Origin of the sequence: Herbaspirillum sp. GCM10030257, from assembly GCF_042666555.1 — a bacterium.
Classification (GTDB): Bacteria; Pseudomonadota; Gammaproteobacteria; order Burkholderiales; family Burkholderiaceae_D; genus Noviherbaspirillum.
In genome coordinates this window covers 261,646-281,237 of the sequence record NZ_JBHTDH010000003.1, presented here as the reverse complement: position 1 = coordinate 281,237, position 19,592 = coordinate 261,646, and the positions used below count along the sequence as shown (strand labels likewise).

Here is a 19,592-nt window from a genome sequence, read left to right as displayed (position 1 = left end):
ACACGCCGAACAGGAGCTCTGCAGCCGGGGTGGCGCCCCGGCGCGCTTGCCACATTTGCTTATTTGCTAAGGAGCCGCATACCGCGTTCCAGGCCTTCGATGGTAACCGGGAACATCCTGTTGTTCATCAGCTGACGAATTACCGCAATCGACTGGCGATACTGCCAAAGGCCTTCCGGTTCCGGATTGAGCCAGATGAACTTCGGGAAGGTGCTGGTGAAACGCTGCAGCCATTCCGCGCCGGCTTCCTCGTTGTTGTACTCCACCGAGCCGCCCGGCTGCAAAATCTCGTACGGGCTCATGGTCGCATCACCAACGAAAATCACTTTCGTATCCGGTGTGTACTTGCGCAGGATGTCCCAGGTCGGAAAGCGCTCCGCATGCCGGCGCCGGTTGTTCTTCCACAGGTAGTCATAGACACAGTTGTGGAAGTAAAAGAACTCCATGTTCTTGAATTCCGTTTTCGCGGCCGAAAACAGCTCCTCGGTACGGGCAATGTGGTCGTCCATCGTCCCGCCGACATCCAGCAGCATCAGCACCTTGATGTTGTTCTTGCGTTCCGGTTGCATCTTGATGTCAAGGTAGCCGGCATTGTTGGCGGTGGCGCGGATCGTATCGTCGAGCGCCAGTTCTTCTTCGGCGCCTTCACGCGCGAACTTGCGCAAACGCCGCAGCGCAACCTTGATGTTACGGGTGCCGAGTTCGCGCTCATCGTCGTAATCGCGATAGGAACGTGCTTCCCATACCTTCACCGCGGTACGGTTGCCGCCCTCGCCGCCAATGCGTATGCCTTCCGGATTCTGACCGCCATTGCCGAAAGGGGATGTGCCGCCGGTACCGATCCATTTGTTGCCACCCTCATGGCGCTCCTTTTGCTCCTTCAGCAATTCCTTCAGGCGGTCCATCAGCTTGTCGTAGCCAAACTTCTCGATAGCCGCCTTTTGCTCCGGAGTGAGTTCGCGCTCCATGCGTTTTTGCAACCACTCGAGCGGGATCTCGGGATGCTTTTCAAAGATCGCATCGATGCCACGGAAGTACAAGCCAAAGGCCTTGTCGAACTTGTCGTAATGCGCTTCGTCCTTGACGAGCGTGGTCCGGGACAGGAAGTAGAAATCGTCGAGCGAAGGACTGATGACGTTCTTCTGCATTGCTTCGAGCAGGATCAGGAATTCCTTGATCGAAACCGGGATCTTTGCATCCTTGAGGGTAAAGAAAAAATCAATCAGCATGGGACTCTCCTGCCTCGAGTTTGAATTGCAGGTTGGTTTTCACCCCCGGCCATTCATTTCGGATGATGCTGTACACGACGGTGTCGCGGATGCGGCCATCGGCCATGATCATATGATTGCGCAGCACGCCGTCACGCTTGGCGCCGAGGCGTTCGATCGCTGCCTGTGAACGGTGGTTGAACCAGTCGGTGCGGAATTCGACCGCGATGCAGTCAAGCTTCTCGAACGCATGCGTCAGCATCATCAGCTTGCATTCCGTATTGATGCCGCTGCGCTGCATGCTCTTTGCATACCAGGTGCCGCCGATCTCGACACGGCGATGTGCTGGGTCGATGTTCAGGTAGCGACTGCCGCCGATAATGCGTCCGCTCTTGTTGTCACGCACCGCAAATGGAAAGGCGAGGCCGCGCTCACGCAATGCGAGTAAGCCGTCGATGTAGTCCTGTACGGCTTCCGGCTTCGGCACCATGGTGAAGAAAAGCTTCCACAGTTCGCCATCCTGGACCGCGACGCGGATTTCGTCCGCGTGTTGCGGTGCCAGCGGCTCCAGTGTCGCATGCCGTCCCTGCAGCGTGACCTGTTCAACAAAATTCATGGACTATTGCCTCGGTGCCTTAACGATTACTCAACAGGGATTCAACGATTGGTACGCGACATGAACACCAGGCGTTCAAACAGATGCACGTCCTGTTCATTCTTCAGCAGCGCGCCATGCAGCGGTGGAACAATGCTCTTGGCGTCCTTGCTGCGCAACGCTTCCGCCGGAATGTCTTCCGCCAGCAGCAGCTTGAGCCAGTCGAGCAGCTCGGATGTCGACGGCTTCTTCTTGAGGCCGGCGACTTCACGCACTTCATAAAAGGTCTGCAGCGCCTGTGCCAGCAAATCTTTTTTCAGATCCGGGAAGTGCACATCGACGATCTGCTGCATCGTGTCCTTGTCCGGGAATTTGATGTAGTGGAAGAAGCAGCGGCGCAGGAAAGCGTCAGGCAGTTCCTTCTCGTTGTTCGACGTGATGATCACCAGCGGGCGATTTTTTGCCTTGACCATCTCGCGTGTTTCGTACACGTAAAATTCCATGCGATCGAGTTCGCGCAGCAAGTCGTTCGGGAACTCGATGTCAGCCTTATCGATTTCATCAATCAGCAGCACAACCTGCTCATCCGCCGTGAAAGCTTGCCACAACACGCCTTTCACGATGTAGTTGTGAATGTCCTTGACTCGTTCGTCGCCGAGTTGTGAATCGCGCAGTCGCGACACCGCATCGTATTCATACAAGCCTTGTTGGGCCTTGGTGGTGGATTTGATGTGCCACTGGAGTAGCGGCATGCCCAGCGCAGCGGCGACTTCTTCCGCCAGCATGGTTTTGCCCGTACCCGGCTCGCCCTTGATCAGCAAAGGGCGCTGCAGCGTCAGCGCCGCATTGACGGCGAGCTTCAGGTCGTTGGTAGCTACATAATTTTGGGAACCTTCAAAGCGGGTATCTTGTCGCATGGCGGGTGTTGTCCAGAAGAAGTAGAAGAAACAAGAACAAGTATAAGCGAGAACGCGGAGGCCGGCAGAACGCCTGAAACGATTGGCGTACGCCGAATTTGCTCACTTTTCCCACCAGATAGCCACACCATGAAAATATCCCTGATGAAGTTAAAGGTGATGTGGCGTCGTTTCCGACGCAGTTCGCCGGAATACAACGACCATCATCTCCGCTATGTGGCGCAAATCCAGGCGCTGATGCGTCGCGCCGATCCCTTCGCTTCGTGGAACGAGCGTGCAAACTGGATGATCGATATTGCGCAGTGGCTCAGAATGACGCCCCGTGATGGGATCCCTGACGCCGAAACATGGGAGCGGCTGAGACATCAGCGCACACGCTTTCTGCTTGACTGGCTGGACCGCAACCGCGATACCAAACGGATAGTGCAGGCGACATTGCAGAAAACGCTGCGCGAGGCGGTTGGTCCCGAACTGTTCTGCGTTACCGGCCTGCCGCGCGAGCCGGCTTTTTTCAGCGAACTGTGGGAGCGCGTCATTCGCATGCTGCTGCCACGTCCGCCAGGCAAGCAGGATTTGTCAACGCTCTTTACGGCAATGTTTCCCAAGCCCGCCGATGCCGACTGGCTGCTCGGTCTTGATCAAAACACATTGACACGCATCTGGAAGCTCTGTGCCGATGAAGCGATTGCGCACAACTATCGTCAGCAAATCGATGAAGCTTTAACCTATCTGGTTTCGATGATCATTGCGGTCGGCGTCGGTTCCGAATTCCGGCAGCGTCTGGAACCGCGAATGCCGCTACAGGCAACGCCATTTTTTGCCTTGCGACGCGAACTTGAAAAATACCTGCTCTCCGGCGTGCATGACGAATCTTGCCTGCGCAGCGTACGCATGCTGGTTGCCGTCTGTCAGGCGCAGACCGATCGCATCTACGCCGACCTTGATGAGCACGGCGTATCGGTCAGCCTGGTTTATCGGGTAGAGCGCATGCGCGCCCAATTGACACGCATGTCCCGCTTGATCGACCTGCGCTCCGCACTGCCTGAGGAAGAGAGCGCGGCACAGGTGCATGCTTTGCTCATCGACCTGATCGAAGCGCATCATCACCGCTCCTCCGTGCAGGGTCTGGCCGGCCGCAGTTTTTCCCTGTTGGCGCGCAAAATGGTCGAGCGTAATGCCGATCATGGGGAGCACTACATCGCACGCGACGGCAATGAATACCGTGCGATGTTCAAGGCGGCTTTGCGCGGCGGCACATTGACTGCCTTTACCGTACTGGTCAAGGGTATCCTTCCCGCCGGAGGTACCGCACGCTTTTTCGAGGGTGCATTCGCGTCGCTCAATTATGCGTCGAGTTTCCTGCTGATTTCCGCAGTGGGCGGCACACTCGCGACCAAGCAGCCGGCCATCACGGCGCCAGCCTTGGCGGCAAAGATGCAGTCGCTGGATACCCTTGAGGGTTTGCGCAAGCTGATGCAGGAAATCGCCTATCTGCTGCGTTCCCAAGCTGCGGCCGTGTTTGGCAACCTGATGGCTGTCATTCCGGCGATGCTGGTCATTTCCCTGGTGTTTATCTACGCGGTCGGCTCGCCTGTCATGGATCCGGCCAAAGCCATGGCATCGATAAACAGCTTATCGCTGGTCGGCCCGACGCCGCTGTACGCGGCCTTTACCGGTATCCTGCTCTGGATATCGAGCCTGGTTGCCGGCTTTGCCGACAACTGGTTCGCGTTGCGCAAGATGCGGGAATCCATCACGCATCATCGCCGCCTGGTGCACGCACTGGGCACGACGCGTGCGGAGCGGTGTGCGAAGTGGATCGAAAGGCACGTTGCCAGCGTGTCCGGCAATGTGTCGCTTGGGGTCTTGCTCGGCATGTCTCCGGTGCTTGCGCAATTTTTCGGGCTGCCGCTGGACGTCCGGCACGTGACCCTGGCAACCGGGACGCTCACGGCTGCGGTCGCCAGCCTTGGCTGGCATAGTCTGCTGACGCCAGAATTCTGGCTGGCCGTCTTTGGCATCCTGGGTATCGGCGCGCTGAATGTCGGTGTTGCGTTTGCCTGTGCGCTCGCGCTGGCATTGCGTGCACGAGACGTTCCGCGGCGCGTGCAACGACTGGTGTATCGTGCGGTGCTGCGGCGATTTGCGGCGTCGCCATGGCTGTTCCTGTTTCCGGAGTGGCGCGAGAGTAGTGTGGAACCCTTGCCGGCGCAACCGGCTGTCGAGCAACCGCCCGAAGAACGGCGTACCGGATCCGACCGGTAAATAGCTGCGATTTCTGGAGAGTTCGCGCCCCATCATGGCGGCGTGGACTCCCCGGAAGTCTTAATGTAGAATTAAGCGGTTTTGGTGCGTGAAAGCAATAACCGTCTGTTTCAGCGGCCGCGCTTAAAGTTTATCCGCCAGCGATTCGACCGGCGCCGTCCGCGAACCCGAATTTCACCAGTCTCTCTACGGTGCTCGGGTCAGTCGAATCCCTTGCGGATAAGTTTTGAAAATTCGTATTAATTACCCAGCTATCATGAAAAAAATCTTTGCGCTTCTCGCGCTTGCGGGTGTTGCGAACTTCGCTGCCGCGGCAGACATCGTCGGCAACGCCAAGGCAGCAGAAAATAAGGTGGCAATGTGTGTCGGCTGCCACGGCATCCCCGGTTACAAGGCCACATTCCCCGAGGTCTATCAGGTGCCCATGCTGGGCGGGCAGTCGGCCAAATATATCGAGAACGCGCTGAATGCGTACAAGAAGGGTGAGCGCAAGCATCCAAGCATGCGCGGTATCGCCGCCGGCCTGTCGGATCAGGATATCGCCGATGTTGCGGCCTATTACGCACAACAAAAATAAGAGGGGACGGATAATGAAAAAGATTCTCGCAGGCGCAGCCGTGCTGCTGTCGTTCAACGCATTCGCCGCTGGTAATATCGAACAGGGTAAGGCCGCAGCGGAGAAGTACAATTGCGCGTCCTGCCACGGCAAGGACTACAATTCACCGATCGATCCGAGCTATCCAAAGCTTGCGGGCCAGCACGAGGATTACCTGGCGCAAGCGATGATCCAGTACAAGCGTGGTGGCGATGGCGCCAATGGCCGCGGCAACGCAATCATGGGTGCGCAGGTAAAACCCTTGTCCCGTCAGGATATCCAGAACATCGCCGCTTACCTGCACAGCCTGCCTGGCTCGCTGGTGCTGCGTAAATAAAAAAACCGCTCCAACTCGGCGATACACCAGCGGTATAACTATTAGCTATAACTGCGAACTATAACCGCGGCACAAAAACGTGTCGCAAGCCAGTCCTTACAAAATGCCACGCTTGTCGTGGCATTTTGCGTTACCGGGTTCAGAAAACAATAGTTTTCCTGGTCGGTTGCATTGACGGCGCCTTCACTGCGTTGCTTTGTTTCCTTTTGGCACCGCCACTCCACGATCCCACCATCCGACCGGTCTTTTTATAGTCTGGATACCGTCTCCGCGCTCTAGGCTGGCGGTTGAACACTCTCGTCCGGATGATATCCAAGGCAATAGAGGGAAACGATTGTGCCGCGCCGGTATCAGCTGGCCGTGGTTGACATTCTTATCAAGGTAAGGAGGTTGAAATGAAACTGGATGAACTGAAGCAAGGACTGACGTCGTTCTGGGATTCGATGGCAGAAGGCTGGCAGCATATGCGACAGTCGGCATCCAGCGCACTGACGCGCTTCAAACCAGGCGATACGACCAGTCTTCCTGCGCGGACCGAGGTGGACGACGCATTTTTCATCCCATCAGGTACATGGTCGATGTTGGGAGGCGACTTATTCGAAGACGAAAAGCGCGTGATCGTCAAACTGGAGATCCCAGGCATCGACAAGAGCGATCTGGATATCGAGGTGCAGGACGGGACCCTGATCGTCAATGGCGAGAAACGTTTCGAGCGTGAAAGCACTGAAGGCCGTTACCGCGTGCTGCAATGCGCGTACGGCAGTTTTCGCCGTGTATTTCCATTGCCGGTTACCGTGATTGCCGATCAGGCGCAGGCGACATATCGCAACGGTGTGCTACGGGTAGAGCTACCCAAGGCGGATTTTGAAAAACCGCGGAAGATGTCGATCAAGGTGGAATGATGGTCGGGTAAAAATCGACTGCGGTACACCAGTCGTGCAACGGAAGCGGCCTGACAATCAGCGCCGCTTCACACATTCGATATACGCAGCGCCATCTGGTGGTAAGCCGCTACGCTGCGAATTCCATATCATTTCACCGAGGCATTCCATCATCTCGTGATGCGCGTCATGCTCGGACCCTAGTCGTTGGGCCAGCCCGAGAAAGGCTGCACGTATTCCTGGTGGCTGGTCGATAGAAATCTGCTCCGCGATGGACAGATGCATGGACAGATGCAGGAAGGGATTGCTCTGCCCGCGTTCGACGGAATAGTCCGCAGCCAGCGCGTTTTCGACATCCGACAGATCATCCGCATATTCCTGATGCTGAACGATCCAGTCGCGCGCAATCGCTTCCAGCGGCGTCAGAATTTCGTTCGCGCGCACCTTGCGAAAAGTTTCGCAAAAGAAGCGGCGAACGTCATGCTGTGAAGGGGTAAACATCGTCAATGGCTCAGCCGTAAAAACAAGACATCATTGTATCGCCTGTATCCGATGGCGACAGGCGATACGCGAGCGTGCCCGCATCGCAGACATCTCTCAACACCTTTTTCAAACGCCTTTTTCAGGCAGCGGCGTCTTGTCCTTGTACTCGCAAAGATCGGCAATGATGCAGTTCCAGCATTGCGGCTTGCGCGCGATGCAGGTGTATCGTCCATGCAGGATCAGCCAGTGATGCGCATCGTGCCGGAATTCATCCGGCACAAACTTGAGCAGCTTCTGCTCGACTTCATCGACATTCTTGCCGGGCGCGAGGTTGGTACGGTTCGACACGCGGAAGATATGGGTATCCACCGCGATGGTTGGCTCGCCGAATGCGGTATTCAAAACCACATTCGCCGTCTTGCGTCCTACACCGGGCAGGGCCTCCAGCGCTTCACGCGAACGCGGCACTTCGCCATCGTGCTGCTCGATCAGAATGCGGCAAGTTTCGATGACGTTCTTTGCTTTTGTGCGATACAGGCCAATGGTCTTGATGTAGCTTTCGAGCTCCTCAACACCCAGCGCGTAAATGGCAGCAGGTGTGTTCGCGACCGGGTAGAGCCTGCGGGTCGCCTTGTTGACCGATACATCGGTGGCTTGCGCCGACAGGATGACCGAAATCAGAAGTTCGAAAGGTGTCGTGTACTCGAGTTCGGTGGTCGGGTGGGGATTCGCTTGGTGGAAGCGTCTGAAAATTTCCAGGCGTTTTACGGCATTCATTGCTGGTCGTTCGCTTGTTCGTCGAGCTTGCTGTTGATGTCGGCCACCTGCTTGCGCACGCCACGGGACAAGTCATCCATGGTGGTCGTCGTCGGCGCCGGCGTGGCGGCCATCTTTTCTTTCTGAACGCGGGCGCGTTCCATCGCTGCCTGGATGATGGCTTTTTTACGTGCCTGTGCCGCCATCTCCTCGGGTGTCAGCGTCGATTCGGCTTCTACCGCCTTCAGCTTCGCGGCAGCTTTTGCTGCCAGGCGTGCATCGTTTTCTTCCTTGTCACGACGCAGGCGAAAAATCCTGAACCGATGCCGCTCACGAGCGGCGTCGGCTTGTTGCTGGGACCACGCCGCCCAGCCAGTCTTGCCTGGCGTGACGTCGACCATCGCAATGCAATCGACCGGGCAGGGCGCGACGCAAAGATCGCAACCGGTGCAGAGGTCGGGAACGACGCTATGCATATGCTTGGCCGCGCCGACGATGGCATCGACCGGGCAAGCCTGAATGCACAACGTGCAACCTATGCACAAGGATTCATCGATCACGGCAACCGGACGGGGCCGTTCGACACCGTTGACCGGATTGAGCGGAATGACGGGTTTGCCGAGTAGAGCGGCGAGACGCGCCACGCCTTCCATGCCGCCAGGCGGGCACTGGTTATAGTTGGCTTCACCGGCGGCGACCGCCTCGGCATACGGACGGCAGGCGGCATAGCCGCACTTCGTACATTGCGTCTGCGGTAACAGGTCTTCGATCTGGTCGGCCAGGGTGGGAATGTGGGACACGGCAGGTTTTGCGGGGAAAAAGAGGATTATCCCGGGAAACCGCTGCTGCCACAAATAAAAAAGCCGTTCGCAATCTGCGAACGGCTTTTTCGGGGAGTTATACGCTCAGGCGTTGAATCAGGAACTGGCCTTGATAAATTCGCCAATCTTCGGACAGATCACTTCGCGCCAGCGGCGGCCAGAGAAAATGCCGTAGTGACCGCATTTCGGCGCGGTGAAGTGCTGTTTCTTCGACTCGGGAATGCTCGAGCACAGGTCATGTGCTGCCTGGGTCTGTCCCGTGCCGGAAATGTCGTCAAGTTCACCTTCAATCGTAAACAACGCGACGTTCTTGATGTCCTGTGGACGTACCAGTTTGCCTTCGACTTCCCAGGTGCCTTTGGGCAAGTTGAATTCCTGGAATACCGTCTTGATCGTCTCGAGGTAATACTCGGCTGGCATATCAAGGACCGCGTTGTACTCATCGTAGAACTTGCGATGTTCTTCCGCCGACTCGTTGTCGCCTTCGCGCAGATGCATGTAGAAATCCCAGTGGCTTTGCGCATGTCGGCCAGGGTTCATGGCAACGAAGCCGGCATGCTGCAGGAAGCCGGGGTAGACCTTGCGGCCAAAGCCGGGATAGTTAGGCGGGACGCTGTAAATCACCTTAGTCTCGAACCAGGAGTAGGGCTTTTTGGTTGCCAGATCATTCACCTGCGTCGGTGAACGGCGCGGGTCGATCGGTCCGCCCATCATCGTCATGCTCTTCGGCAGCTTGGGATCGTTGGCACTGGCCATCAGCGAAATCGCGGCCAGCACCGGCACAGTCGGCTGGCAGACGGAAATCACATGCACATCGGGGCCAAGGCGGCGGATGAAATCCTGCACGTAATAGATGTAATCGTGCAAATGGAAAGCACCGTCGCTCATCGGCACCATGCGGGCATCGGTCCAGTCGGTGATGAAAACGTCATGTTCCGACAGCAAGGCGCGCACGGTATCGCGCAGTAGTGTCGAATGGTGGCCGGACAGTGGCGCCACCAGCAGCACCGTTGGCTGCTTGAGGCTGGCAAACTGTTTGTTGCTCAGGTCTTTCTTGAAATGGATCAGGCGACAGAAAGGTTTCTGTTCCTCGATTTCTTCGAACACGCCAACCGGCTTGCCGGCGACGGGAACGGTTTTGATACCGAACTCCGGCTTTTCGTAATCCTTGCCTAGTCGGTACAGTAATTCGTAGCCGGCAGCGATGCGCTGCGCATAAGGCGTATGCGCAAGAGGCGAAACTGGATTCGTGAAGAGCTTGGCAGAGGCTTCCGCCCATTGAATAAGCGGGTTCAGAAAAGTCCGATTCAGCTCGTGGAATTGATAAAGCATAGTGGCCTCTTTCAGGGGGTACCGGTATCGCTAGATTCTGCAGGGAAATTTTCCTTGCTGCAATGCATCACTTACAATTTTCGGTTGTTTTCGTCAAAAAATAGTCTGACCGGTCGGTCGAATTTTGCCAAACAATCAAGACATGCTTGATGAACAAACGGCGTTCACCAGACTAGCTCTTTCCGTTAAGTAACATAGCACAGAAATTAGCGGAAGCAACAACAGACTCGAACACTTACTGTATCTTGGGGCCCTAGCTACTATATGGGTCCATTAAAGCTTCCAGCAAGATACACTTAAATGAGATTTGCCTTGTAAATAGCCCCGCATTTTTCAATGTGCTCTACCTAAAGACAGCGATATTTAAATCGCTCAATTGCTAGGTGGGCTTTCGGTGCACTTACCCAAAAAAGCAACAGTGTCGGCTGTCTCCATACTGTTTATTGCGTCTTGAACAGTACTGAGCACGACTCGTGCCAGAGCGATTTCCGAGCGCGATGAAACAAATTGCGTTGAAATTTCAAGTGATATCCTGGAAATCGTCCAAAAGATTGCGCTACGGCACTCTGCAATGCATCAAAAACGCAAAATGGTTGTAATTTTTACGGTGACAATGAGCGACGCGGGTAGCGGTTTGAAAATCTGCGTACATTCGAGCCTGCTAATCAGATAGTCGAACCGAGTACTCATTTCTTTTGCTCAAGTTTGGTTAATCACGGCGATAGTCGCAATCCACCCTCTCAACATGTGCGGTAAGTCAGTTTTAGCATAACGTTTTACACAGATGTGATCGCGCATCCAACAGTAATGACGAGCAATATTGAGGAGTGACAGGAAATTATGTCGAAGCAGTCCATGTCGCTGGGGCTGTTCTACACAAACAGGCAAATCATCAATTGCGCTTACGTTTTACCGATGCGAGCCGGTATGATGCGGTTTTGTACCCGAGACAAGCGTGTATCGATAAATGGGTTCAACAGGAGACGGCTATGCCAGTAAGCTTCAGAAGTTTTGCGATATCGGCGGTATTGTCCCTGGTCACCATCACGGCCTCGGCTGCGGAGACGATCCAGCCGTTCGAAGCAAACACGATGAAGCGCATTGTCGATACCCAAAAGGGCAAACCTTTTGTACTCGTTGTCTGGTCGCTCGACTGCGAATACTGTCAGGCGAGCCTGAAAAACCTTGCGGAGGAAAAGCGCAAGCGCAAGGACCTTCATGTCGTTACGCTCTCAACCGATCCTCTGGGCGATCCGCAAGCTGTTGCATTGATGAAGAAGAAACTTGAGTCCACAGGGATGAGCAGCAACGCGTGGGCTTACGGCGATGCGCCTCCTGAGCAGCTACGTTATGCGATTGATCCAAAATGGCATGGCGAAATGCCGCGCAGTTACTGGTTTAATGCACGCGGCGAACGGGTGGCGTATTCAGGCCTAATCACTGCCGAAATCATTGCAAAACTGGCAGCGCGATAAGCGCATGATCAACAAGGTGCTGTCTGTGCACGCCAAGCGACCTCCTCGATTGAAAATGTTTGTGATCCCGTTTGTGATTCGCGGCTTGCCAAACGCCATGATTTGCTGCACTATTGATTAAAACAGACTTCAACATCGTTGAAAACATATGACTTTCGCGCGCTTTTACTTTTATTTTTACTTTAGCTATTCCAGCCCAATGGCGGTGGAGAAGCGGTAAGCGCGCGAATAAAAGAGCCGAACCGAATCCTAGAAAAACCGCCAGCGATGGCGGTTTTTTCATTTGTACAGTCTTGAACCTTTCTACTTGGAGAAAAACATGCCGCGCACCGATGACTTACGCATTCGCGAAATGAAAGAACTGCTGCCGCCTTCGCACCTTATCCGCGAGTTTTCCTGCAGCGAGCATGTGGCTACCACCGCCGCCAATGCGCGCCTAGCGTTGCATCGTATCCTGCACGGACAAGATGATCGCGTCATGGTCGTTATCGGGCCGTGCTCCATTCACGACACCAAGGCCGCGATGGAATATGCGCGGCGTCTGGTCAAGGAACGCGATCGCTTTGCCGGTGAACTTGAAATCATCATGCGGGTATATTTCGAGAAGCCACGTACCACGGTAGGATGGAAGGGGCTGATCAACGACCCTTACATGGACAACAGCTTCCGCATCAACGACGGCTTGCGCATGGCGCGCGAACTGCTCATGAATATCAATGAATTGGGCCTGCCGGCGGGTACCGAATTCCTCGATGTGATCAGTCCGCAATATGTGGCCGACCTGATCAGTTGGGGCGCGATCGGTGCGCGTACCACGGAATCCCAGGTCCACCGTGAACTCGCCTCAGGCCTCTCTTGCCCGGTGGGCTTCAAGAATGGAACCGACGGCAACATCAAGATTGCAGTCGACGCAATCAAGGCGGCGTCGCAGTCCCACCATTTTCTCTCTGTAACCAAGGGCGGTCACTCGGCGATCGTTTCTACCAGCGGTAATGAGGACTGCCACATCATTCTGCGTGGCGGCAAAGCGCCGAATTATGATGCGGCCAGTGTTGACACCGCTTGCAAGGAAATCGCGGCAAATGGTCTGGCTTCGCGCCTCATGATTGATGCATCACATGCAAACAGCTCGAAAAAGCCCGAGAACCAGGTGCCGGTCTGTGCCGACATCGCAGCGCAGATCGCCGCAGGCGACACGCGTATTGTCGGTGTGATGGTGGAGTCGCATCTGGTGGCGGGTCGCCAGGATCTGATTCCCGGTAAGGAACTCACCTACGGCCAGTCCGTCACGGACGGCTGCATTGACTGGGATTCCAGCGTCAAGGTGCTGGAAGGTTTGGCGGAAGCCGTGAAGCAGCGTAGGTTGCAGGAACAAGACTAAGCAGTTGTGTATGTCATGGCGGTGTCGCGGGCTGCGTCCTGATTCGGGGCGCAATCCGCATGGCGGACTGTTGAAAAGCTTCATCTCAATCCGGCCTGCGGCACTTCAACGTGCTGATATTGCGGTGTTTTTGTTGCTTTTTTAGAATCGTTTGGTCAACACCATTTGCTCGCCGTCTCGGTGCATTTCGGTGCGGTTCAGGAAAGTCATTCCGAGCAGGATGAAGGGCAGACCCTGCTCCTGCACAACCGCATCGACCTGGTTCAGTTCGATGTCACCCACCTTCACGGTATTCAGCTTGACCGCATAAGCAGGGACGGCGCCGTTGGCCGTATTGAGGTAAGTGACCCGGCCCTTACGGTAATCTATGCCAAGACGCGTTGCGTCGGATGCCGGAATAGCCACCATGGTTGCGCCTGTGTCGAGCAGCATGCGCACCGTGCCGCCGTTGATCTGTCCCGGCACCACAAAATGCCCGCGGCTGTCTGCCTGCAAGGTTACGCTCACACGTCCATTGGATGCGCCGCTGCGGCTGACGTGATCCCCGATGGCAATTGCCTGGCGTTTACCGTTGGCTTCTATCGTGGCCGAGGACTCGCTCGCACTGACCAGACGTATGCCTTCAGTGATTGTCGCCCCGACTGAATAGGTCTTCGGTGCCCCGCCGTTGACAACCAGTACTGCTTTGTTGGGGAAGAGGCCGACCACGCTGATGTCGGCTGCGTGGACAGCGGAAACTGTGAGAAGCAGGCCGGCAGCGGAAACGAAAGAGCGCATGGATGACAGGTGAAAGTTAGATGGGGAAGCTTTCGGTAGTAGGAAAGCTTCGCCAAAAGCATAGCATCTTCTATTCCCTATGAACAACACCGGCGGCAGTACGCAGGTTCCAGGCGAGGGCTTCATATGCCCGTTTCGAGACCTGCGGTCCACGAAACGGAGGTCATGACGGTTCAATCCCTGAAGTTGTTGAATTCCAGTGGCAATTCGCTTACTTCCTTGCGCAACAGGGCCATGGCAGATTGCAGGTCATCGCGCTTGGCACCGGTAATACGTACGGCGTCGCCCTGAATGCTGGCCTGTACCTTCATCTTGCTGTCCTTGATGACGCGAACAATCTTTTTTGCGTCGTCAGACTCGATGCCGTTCCGGATCTTGATAATCTGTTTGACCTTGTCGCCGCCGATTTTTTCAACTTTGCCAATATCGAGGAAGCGGACATCGACATTGCGTTTGACCATCTTGGCGGTCAGTACGTCGCGCACCTGACTCAGTTGAAATTCGCTGTCGGCATAGGCCGTGAGTTCGTTTTCCTTCTGTTCGACTCGGGCATCGCTGCCTTTGAAATCAAAGCGGTTGGTGATTTCCTTGTTTGCCTGGTCAACAGCGTTTTTGACTTCGACGGTATTGGCTTCGGATACGACATCAAAAGATGGCATGGCTATTCTCTCTTGCTATGTTGATTAGGTTATTGCCCGCTGCTATCCATTATTCTGTTGTTCTGTCGGGCAGCGACTTGTCATGCTGAAAACATGGCCCATTCTAGCTGACAAAAAAACGGGTGACTAGTTTGGCGACCCTCTATAATTTCAGCCCTATGACTGCAGCGCTCCCACTCCATCGCGACTTTTCCCTGAAGCATTTCAATACCTTCGGTATCGATGCCAAGGCAGCCTTCTACCTCTCTGTAAGCGACGACGATATGCTTGATGCCGTACGTCGGGATCCGGACCTGTCGCGCATGCCGCGACTGGTGCTGGGGGGAGGCAGCAACCTGCTGTTGACCGGCGATTTTCCCGGCCTGGTGCTGCATATGAGTACCAGGGGAATTGCCATCGTCGGGGAGGATGAGCGGTTCATTTATGTCAGGGCCGCAGCCGGGGAGAACTGGCACCAGTTTGTATTATGGACACTGGCGCATGGGCTCGGCGGGCTTGAAAACCTGTCGCTGATTCCCGGTAGCGTGGGCGCAGCTCCCATCCAGAATATCGGCGCCTATGGAGTTGAAACAAAGGACAGCTTTCATTCCCTGACAGCTTTCGATTTCACGACCGGTGAGCGGCTGGCACTCTCGGCGGAAGAATGCCGATTTGCCTATCGCGATAGTATTTTCAAGCATGAGCTACGGGATCGTGCAGTCATCCTTGACGTGACATTCGCCCTGCCACGCCATTGGCGGCCAAACCTGCAGTATGCCGATGTGGCTCAGGAATTATCCGCACGTGACATAACGGCCCCTGACGCCAGGCAAGTGAGTGATGCCGTAATTGCGATCCGTACGCGCAAGCTTCCCGATCCCGCGTTGATCGGCAATGCAGGCAGTTTCTTCAAAAACCCCGTGGTGCCGCGCGAACAGCGTGACGCTCTGCTTACGCAGCATCCAACGATGGTGAGCTACGCACAACCGGATGGAAGCTTCAAGCTGGCAGCAGGATGGCTGATCGATCAGTGCGGCTGGAAGGGCAGGACCTTGGGCGCTGCGGGCGTGTATGAAAAACAGGCGCTGGTGTTGGTCAATCGCGGCGGCGCGAAAGGTGCGGATGTCGTCGCGCTGGCAAAGGCTATTCAGGCCGATGTAATCTCGCGCTTCTCGGTGCGGCTGGAGCCTGAGCCGGTGTACATCTGATCTGGTCGATCCTCAGCCAGCAGTTGAACAGGCGTTCCAGTGTAGGCTCTGAGTAGCGATGCACCTTGCCAGTCGAAAAAATCCATCGATCTCATTTGTCACGTTATGACTTGGGATCGGTATAACACACCATAACGCCCAATAAAAAAGGTGCGCAGCGCACCTTCTTGCATTCATCTATGGCGGAGCCGGCGAGGAGGGCGCATCGTAGCGCTCTCCCGCCCACTCTTCACTATTACCTTACGCCGTGACGAAGTGGCAGACGTAATCCAGCGTCTCCAGTGTTTCGATATCGAAGCTGGAATTGCCTGGCACATTGAAGCTCTGACCGCCTTCGAACGTATTCCAGGCTTCTTCGCCTTTCAGACGGATGCGGCATTTGCCAGCATTGAGTTCCATGATTTCCGGCGCGCCGGTATTGAACGTCAGCGAGGATGGGAAAATCACGCCGATGGTTTTTTTACTTCCGTCTGCGAACTGGACGGTGTGCGAAACGCACTTGCCGTCGAAGTAGATGTTGGCTTTCTTGACGACGGAAACGTTGTCGAATTGAGTAGTCATGATGTCGAGTTTAATAATGATTTTTAGTCGCCGCTTTTCTTGTCAAGACGTGGCAGTGCAACGGACGGATTAGCGGTCAACAGGCCGGCTTTGCCGTAGATGTTTAGTTTGTCCCGCGTATCGATGATGTCGAGGTTGCGCATTGTCAGCTGTCCAATACGGTCTTGCGGCGTAAATGCACCTTCGCCTTTTTCCATCGTCAGGCGATCCGGATGATAGGTCAGGTTGGCCGACTCGGTGTTCAGGATCGAATAATCATTGCCGCGGCGCAGTTCCACGGTCACTTCACCCGTGATCGCGCGCGCCACCCAGCGCTGCGATGCTTCGCGCAGCATGATCGCTTGCGGATCGAACCAGCGACCTTGGTACAGCAGGCGACCGAGTTTGCGACCGTTGTCGCGGTATTGTTCGATGGTGTCTTCGTTGTGGATGCCGGTCACCAGACGTTCGTAAGCAATGAACAGCAAGGCCAGGCCTGGAGCTTCATAGATGCCGCGACTCTTGGCTTCAATAATGCGGTTTTCAATCTGGTCGCTCATGCCGAGGCCATGACGACCGCCGATGCGGTTGGCTTCCATCATCAGGTCGACCGGATTCGAAAAGACGATGCCGTTGAGCGCAACCGGACGGCCTTCCTCGAAACGGATGCTGACTTCTTCGCGCTTGACTTCAACATCATCACGCCAGAAAGCGACACCCATGATCGGTTCGACAATCTTCATACCGCTGTTCAGATGTTCGAGATCTTTCGCTTCATGCGTTGCGCCCAGCATGTTGGAGTCGGTGGAATAGGCCTTCTCGACCGACATCTTGTAGTTGAAGCCGGACTTGATCATGAACTCCGACATTTCCTTGCGGCCGCCCAGCTCCTGGATGAAACGGTCATCGAGCCAGGGCTTATAGATACGCAGCGCCGGATTCACCAGCAGGCCGTAGCGGTAGAAACGTTCAATGTCGTTGCCCTTGAACGTACTGCCGTCACCCCAGATATCAACCTGGTCTTCCTGCATCGCGGCCACTAGCATGGTGCCGGTCACCGCGCGGCCCAGCGGCGTCGTGTTGAAGTAAGTCACACCAGCAGTCGAGATGTGAAACGCGCCGCTTTGCAGCGCAGCGATACCTTCTGCGACCAGTTGCTCGCGGCAGTCGATCAGGCGAGCCTGTTCGGCGCCGTACTGCCTGGCTTTTTCCGGGATTGCATTGTAGTCGGGTTCGTCAGGCTGGCCCAGGTTCGCGGTGTACGCGTAAGGAATTGCGCCTTTCTGACGCATCCAGTGCAGGGCTGCGCTGGTGTCGAGGCCGCCGGAAAAGGCGATACCTACTTTTTGATTGACGGGAACGGACTGAAGTATGGTCGACATGATCTCTGCTTCGCTTGCTGGGATTGTGGATGATGAATCGGAAAAGACGGTGGGCCTGAGGCGTTAGGCGTTATTTATTCGAGCTTGCCTAACACCAGATATTCAAGAAGCGCCTTCTGGACGTGCAGGCGGTTTTCCGCCTCGTCCCATACCACCGACTGCGGGCCGTCAATCACGTCGGCGGCGACTTCCTCGCCACGGTGCGCGGGCAGGCAGTGCATGAAGAGGGCTTCAGCGTTGGCGCGCTGCATTTTCTCGGTATCGACGATCCAGCCGTCGAATGCCTTCAGCCGCGCCGCGTTTTCTTCTTCGTAGCCCATGCTGGTCCAGACGTCGGTAGTGACCAGATCGGCACCGGCACAGGCGTCGGACGGGTTGGGGAAGAAAGTGTAATTGGTGTTGCTCGGCGCAACCAGTGACTGGTCGATTTCATAGCCCTTCGGCGTCGATACATTCACATGAAAATCAAAGACCTGTGCCGCCTGCAGCCATGAGTACAGCATATTGTTGGCGTCACCGATCCAGGCGACGGTCTTGCCTTTGATGGAGCCGCGATGCTCGATATACGTGAATACGTCGGCCAGTACCTGGCAAGGATGGTGTTCGTTGGTCAGGCCATTGATCACCGGTACACGTGAATGCGCCGCAAAGCGGTCGATGATGTCATGCCCAAAGGTGCGGACCATGATGATGTCGCACATGCGGGACATCACCTGTGCCGCGTCCTCGACCGGCTCACCGCGACCGAGCTGGCTGTCGCGGGTGTTCAGGTAAATGGCGGCGCCGCCGAGCTGGTGCATGCCGGCTTCGAACGACAGGCGGGTGCGTGTCGAGTTCTTTTCGAACACCATGACCAGCGTGCGGTCGACCAACGGGTGGTGCGGCTCGTAATTCTTGAATTTGCGCTTGATGATTCGGGAACGTTCGATCACGTACTCGAATTCATCAAGCGTAAAGTCAGAAAACTGCAGGAAGTGTTTGATAGCCATAAATGAAAACGGCGGCAAGTGCTTGGTTGGCTCCTGCCGCCGGATGGTTGTAAGCTGTTCAATTATAAGAGATTTTCTGTCGAAAAGATAACTCGGCGCCATCCAGCGGAGCACTCGAGGTCAGTACAGCTTTTGCGACGACTCGTGCACCAGTTGTTGGTAAAGCGCATGTCGCAAGGGTGCAATCTCACCGGAATCGACAGCGGAAAGAACTGCACAGCCCGGTTCTGTCAGATGATGACAATTGTAGAACTTGCAATTCCCCAGGTGCGGGCCGAACTCACGAAAGGCACGTTCCAGCATGCCTTCACTCAGGTGGTAGAGGCCGAATTCCTGAAATCCCGGTGAATCGATGATGTTGCCGCTCTTGTTCAGCATGAAAAGACGCGTAAACGTCGTTGTGTGCTTGCCGGAATCAAGTGCGGCGGAAATTTCCCGGGTAGCCAGTTCCGCGTCCGGCACCAGCAGGTTGATCAACGACGACTTGCCCATGCCGGATTGGCCGATCAGGATGGTCGACTGGCCTTCCAGAAGTGGTTGGAGGGTCGCGCAGGTGTGTTCCGGATCCTTGCGCGCCGAGACCTCATGGATAGGGTAGCCAATCCGTGTGTACATGCCGAGGCGCTCGCGAGTCTTGGGCAGCAGATCGGCAACATCGATCTTGTTGAGGATGATATGCGGGGCGATGCCGCCGGCTTCGGCCGCAACCAGTGCTCGCGACACCAAGTCGTCTGAATAGCCCGGTTCCGTTGCGACCACAATGAATAGCTGCGTCAGATTGGCCGCCAGCAGCTTGGATTTGTACTGATCGGAACGGTAGAGCAGGGTCTTGCGTTCCTGGATGGATTCAATGACTGCCTGATTGGCCGAAGTCCGCTTCAGATCGACGATATCGCCGACGGCGACGTCGCTTTTTTTGCCACGGGTGACGCACTGCAACTTTTCTTCACCCGCCTGTACCAGATAATGCCTGCCGTGCGCTGCGATGACGGTCCCGGTTGCTCCACTCATC

The 19,592-nt window shown here is 55.7% G+C and carries 21 protein-coding genes; 7 read left to right on the top strand and 14 right to left on the bottom strand.

Going from position 1 to position 19,592, the window contains the following annotated elements; genetic code table 11:
• Positions 1–59 precede the first annotated feature (59 nt).
• The 3 genes from ACFQUU_RS05980 to ACFQUU_RS05970 are packed head-to-tail and all read right to left on the bottom strand — an operon-like array spanning position 60 to position 2,720.
• Positions 60–1,229 carry a VWA domain-containing protein gene (locus ACFQUU_RS05980; RefSeq protein WP_057290466.1) on the bottom strand — a complete coding sequence of 390 codons (1,170 nt, stop codon included), beginning with the start codon at positions 1,227–1,229 and terminating at the stop codon, positions 60–62.
• Complete coding sequence (locus tag ACFQUU_RS05975) at positions 1,219–1,824, bottom strand: GNAT family N-acetyltransferase (RefSeq protein WP_382244085.1); 606 nt, start codon at positions 1,822–1,824, stop codon at positions 1,219–1,221. Before ACFQUU_RS05975 ends, ACFQUU_RS05980 begins: the two co-directional genes overlap by 11 nt.
• A 41-nt stretch (positions 1,825–1,865) precedes the next feature.
• On the bottom strand, positions 1,866–2,720 hold the full coding sequence (locus ACFQUU_RS05970; RefSeq protein ID WP_057290464.1) for a MoxR family ATPase: 855 nt from the start codon (positions 2,718–2,720) through the stop codon (positions 1,866–1,868).
• Positions 2,721–2,849: 129 nt separating this feature from the next.
• Here ACFQUU_RS05970 and ACFQUU_RS05965 point away from each other — a divergent pair, with 129 nt between their 5' ends.
• From ACFQUU_RS05965 to ACFQUU_RS05950, 4 genes are all read left to right on the top strand, one after another.
• Entirely contained in the window at positions 2,850–4,985 is a 2,136-nt protein-coding gene (locus ACFQUU_RS05965) for a site-specific recombinase (RefSeq protein ID WP_382244081.1), read from the top strand.
• 256 nt (positions 4,986–5,241) lie between these two features.
• Positions 5,242–5,562: a c-type cytochrome gene (locus ACFQUU_RS05960; RefSeq protein WP_382244078.1), complete on the top strand. Its 321-nt coding sequence runs from the start codon at positions 5,242–5,244 to the stop codon at positions 5,560–5,562.
• A gap of 13 nt (positions 5,563–5,575) precedes the next feature.
• Positions 5,576–5,917, top strand: a complete 342-nt coding sequence (locus tag ACFQUU_RS05955) for a c-type cytochrome (protein ID WP_382244075.1) — start codon at positions 5,576–5,578, stop codon at positions 5,915–5,917.
• Positions 5,918–6,312: 395 nt separating this feature from the next.
• Positions 6,313–6,819, top strand: a complete 507-nt coding sequence (locus ACFQUU_RS05950) for an Hsp20/alpha crystallin family protein (protein WP_382244072.1) — start codon at positions 6,313–6,315, stop codon at positions 6,817–6,819.
• A gap of 57 nt (positions 6,820–6,876) precedes the next feature.
• Here the strand turns inward: ACFQUU_RS05950 and ACFQUU_RS05945 are convergent, their stop codons facing one another.
• The 4 genes from ACFQUU_RS05945 to ACFQUU_RS05930 all read right to left on the bottom strand — a co-directional run bounded on the left by ACFQUU_RS05945 (position 6,877) and on the right by ACFQUU_RS05930 (position 10,190).
• The gene (locus ACFQUU_RS05945) at positions 6,877–7,299 is read right to left on the bottom strand and encodes a DUF1841 family protein (RefSeq protein ID WP_382244069.1); all 423 of its coding nucleotides are present in this window, start codon (positions 7,297–7,299) and stop codon (positions 6,877–6,879) included.
• A 108-nt stretch (positions 7,300–7,407) separates the two neighbouring features.
• The gene (gene nth / locus ACFQUU_RS05940) at positions 7,408–8,058 is read right to left on the bottom strand and encodes an endonuclease III (RefSeq protein ID WP_382244066.1); all 651 of its coding nucleotides are present in this window, start codon (positions 8,056–8,058) and stop codon (positions 7,408–7,410) included.
• Positions 8,055–8,837, bottom strand: a complete 783-nt coding sequence (gene rsxB, locus ACFQUU_RS05935) for an electron transport complex subunit RsxB (protein ID WP_382244063.1) — start codon at positions 8,835–8,837, stop codon at positions 8,055–8,057. Before rsxB ends, nth begins: the two co-directional genes overlap by 4 nt.
• A gap of 117 nt (positions 8,838–8,954) precedes the next feature.
• A complete protein-coding gene (locus ACFQUU_RS05930) occupies positions 8,955–10,190 on the bottom strand; it encodes a polyhydroxyalkanoate depolymerase (protein WP_382244060.1) in 1,236 nt (411 codons plus the stop codon).
• Between the two features lie 989 nt (positions 10,191–11,179).
• On the opposite strand from ACFQUU_RS05930, the gene ACFQUU_RS05925 reads away from it, so the two are divergent.
• The gene (locus ACFQUU_RS05925; RefSeq protein WP_382244057.1) at positions 11,180–11,665 is read left to right on the top strand and encodes a hypothetical protein; all 486 of its coding nucleotides are present in this window, start codon (positions 11,180–11,182) and stop codon (positions 11,663–11,665) included.
• Here ACFQUU_RS05925 and ACFQUU_RS05920 read toward each other — a convergent pair.
• Positions 11,640–11,948 carry a hypothetical protein gene (locus ACFQUU_RS05920; protein WP_382244054.1) on the bottom strand — a complete coding sequence of 103 codons (309 nt, stop codon included), beginning with the start codon at positions 11,946–11,948 and terminating at the stop codon, positions 11,640–11,642. The two genes, ACFQUU_RS05925 and ACFQUU_RS05920, sit on opposite strands and share 26 nt — an antisense overlap.
• Before the next feature lie 36 nt (positions 11,949–11,984).
• On the opposite strand from ACFQUU_RS05920, the gene aroG reads away from it, so the two are divergent.
• Positions 11,985–13,046: a 3-deoxy-7-phosphoheptulonate synthase AroG gene (gene aroG, locus ACFQUU_RS05915; RefSeq protein ID WP_382244052.1), complete on the top strand. Its 1,062-nt coding sequence runs from the start codon at positions 11,985–11,987 to the stop codon at positions 13,044–13,046.
• Positions 13,047–13,187: 141 nt separating this feature from the next.
• Here aroG and ACFQUU_RS05910 read toward each other — a convergent pair whose 3' ends face one another.
• Together ACFQUU_RS05910 and ACFQUU_RS05905 are read right to left on the bottom strand one after the other, a co-directional pair.
• A complete protein-coding gene (locus tag ACFQUU_RS05910; RefSeq protein WP_382244049.1) occupies positions 13,188–13,823 on the bottom strand; it encodes a TIGR02281 family clan AA aspartic protease in 636 nt (211 codons plus the stop codon).
• Between the two features lie 173 nt (positions 13,824–13,996).
• Entirely contained in the window at positions 13,997–14,482 is a 486-nt protein-coding gene (locus ACFQUU_RS05905) for a YajQ family cyclic di-GMP-binding protein (RefSeq protein ID WP_382244047.1), read from the bottom strand.
• A 158-nt stretch (positions 14,483–14,640) separates the two neighbouring features.
• On the opposite strand from ACFQUU_RS05905, the gene murB reads away from it, so the two are divergent.
• The gene (murB, locus tag ACFQUU_RS05900) at positions 14,641–15,669 is read left to right on the top strand and encodes a UDP-N-acetylmuramate dehydrogenase (RefSeq protein WP_382244044.1); all 1,029 of its coding nucleotides are present in this window, start codon (positions 14,641–14,643) and stop codon (positions 15,667–15,669) included.
• 240 nt (positions 15,670–15,909) lie between these two features.
• Here murB and ACFQUU_RS05895 read toward each other — a convergent pair whose 3' ends face one another.
• The 4 genes from ACFQUU_RS05895 to rsgA all read right to left on the bottom strand — a co-directional run bounded on the left by ACFQUU_RS05895 (position 15,910) and on the right by rsgA (position 19,591).
• A complete protein-coding gene (locus ACFQUU_RS05895) occupies positions 15,910–16,230 on the bottom strand; it encodes a pyrimidine/purine nucleoside phosphorylase (RefSeq protein WP_382244041.1) in 321 nt (106 codons plus the stop codon).
• Positions 16,231–16,253: 23 nt separating this feature from the next.
• Positions 16,254–17,591, bottom strand: a complete 1,338-nt coding sequence (gene argG, locus ACFQUU_RS05890) for an argininosuccinate synthase (protein WP_382244038.1) — start codon at positions 17,589–17,591, stop codon at positions 16,254–16,256.
• Between the two features lie 74 nt (positions 17,592–17,665).
• Entirely contained in the window at positions 17,666–18,580 is a 915-nt protein-coding gene (argF, locus tag ACFQUU_RS05885) for an ornithine carbamoyltransferase (RefSeq protein WP_382244035.1), read from the bottom strand.
• A gap of 120 nt (positions 18,581–18,700) precedes the next feature.
• Positions 18,701–19,591: a ribosome small subunit-dependent GTPase A gene (gene rsgA, locus ACFQUU_RS05880; protein WP_382244032.1), complete on the bottom strand. Its 891-nt coding sequence runs from the start codon at positions 19,589–19,591 to the stop codon at positions 18,701–18,703.
• Between the last annotated feature and the right edge of the window lies 1 nt (position 19,592).

Bases quoted from the DNA above. Each gene is read 5' to 3' on its own strand.
- ACFQUU_RS05980 (WP_057290466.1), bottom strand. From the start codon at position 1,229: ATGCTGATTGATTTTTTCTTTACCCTCAAGGATGCAAAGATCCCGGTT.
- ACFQUU_RS05975 (WP_382244085.1), bottom strand. From the start codon at position 1,824: ATGAATTTTGTTGAACAGGTCACGCTGCAGGGACGGCATGCGACACTG.
- ACFQUU_RS05970 (WP_057290464.1), bottom strand. From the start codon at position 2,720: ATGCGACAAGATACCCGCTTTGAAGGTTCCCAAAATTATGTAGCTACC.
- ACFQUU_RS05965 (WP_382244081.1), top strand. From the start codon at position 2,850: ATGAAAATATCCCTGATGAAGTTAAAGGTGATGTGGCGTCGTTTCCGA.
- ACFQUU_RS05960 (WP_382244078.1), top strand. From the start codon at position 5,242: ATGAAAAAAATCTTTGCGCTTCTCGCGCTTGCGGGTGTTGCGAACTTC.
- ACFQUU_RS05955 (WP_382244075.1), top strand. From the start codon at position 5,576: ATGAAAAAGATTCTCGCAGGCGCAGCCGTGCTGCTGTCGTTCAACGCA.
- ACFQUU_RS05950 (WP_382244072.1), top strand. From the start codon at position 6,313: ATGAAACTGGATGAACTGAAGCAAGGACTGACGTCGTTCTGGGATTCG.
- ACFQUU_RS05945 (WP_382244069.1), bottom strand. From the start codon at position 7,299: ATGTTTACCCCTTCACAGCATGACGTTCGCCGCTTCTTTTGCGAAACT.
- nth (WP_382244066.1), bottom strand. From the start codon at position 8,058: ATGAATGCCGTAAAACGCCTGGAAATTTTCAGACGCTTCCACCAAGCG.
- ACFQUU_RS05930 (WP_382244060.1), bottom strand. From the start codon at position 10,190: ATGCTTTATCAATTCCACGAGCTGAATCGGACTTTTCTGAACCCGCTT.
- ACFQUU_RS05925 (WP_382244057.1), top strand. From the start codon at position 11,180: ATGCCAGTAAGCTTCAGAAGTTTTGCGATATCGGCGGTATTGTCCCTG.
- ACFQUU_RS05920 (WP_382244054.1), bottom strand. From the start codon at position 11,948: ATGAAAAAACCGCCATCGCTGGCGGTTTTTCTAGGATTCGGTTCGGCT.
- aroG (WP_382244052.1), top strand. From the start codon at position 11,985: ATGCCGCGCACCGATGACTTACGCATTCGCGAAATGAAAGAACTGCTG.
- ACFQUU_RS05910 (WP_382244049.1), bottom strand. From the start codon at position 13,823: ATGCGCTCTTTCGTTTCCGCTGCCGGCCTGCTTCTCACAGTTTCCGCT.
- ACFQUU_RS05905 (WP_382244047.1), bottom strand. From the start codon at position 14,482: ATGCCATCTTTTGATGTCGTATCCGAAGCCAATACCGTCGAAGTCAAA.
- murB (WP_382244044.1), top strand. From the start codon at position 14,641: ATGACTGCAGCGCTCCCACTCCATCGCGACTTTTCCCTGAAGCATTTC.
- ACFQUU_RS05895 (WP_382244041.1), bottom strand. From the start codon at position 16,230: ATGACTACTCAATTCGACAACGTTTCCGTCGTCAAGAAAGCCAACATC.
- argG (WP_382244038.1), bottom strand. From the start codon at position 17,591: ATGTCGACCATACTTCAGTCCGTTCCCGTCAATCAAAAAGTAGGTATC.
- argF (WP_382244035.1), bottom strand. From the start codon at position 18,580: ATGGCTATCAAACACTTCCTGCAGTTTTCTGACTTTACGCTTGATGAA.
- rsgA (WP_382244032.1), bottom strand. From the start codon at position 19,591: ATGAGTGGAGCAACCGGGACCGTCATCGCAGCGCACGGCAGGCATTAT.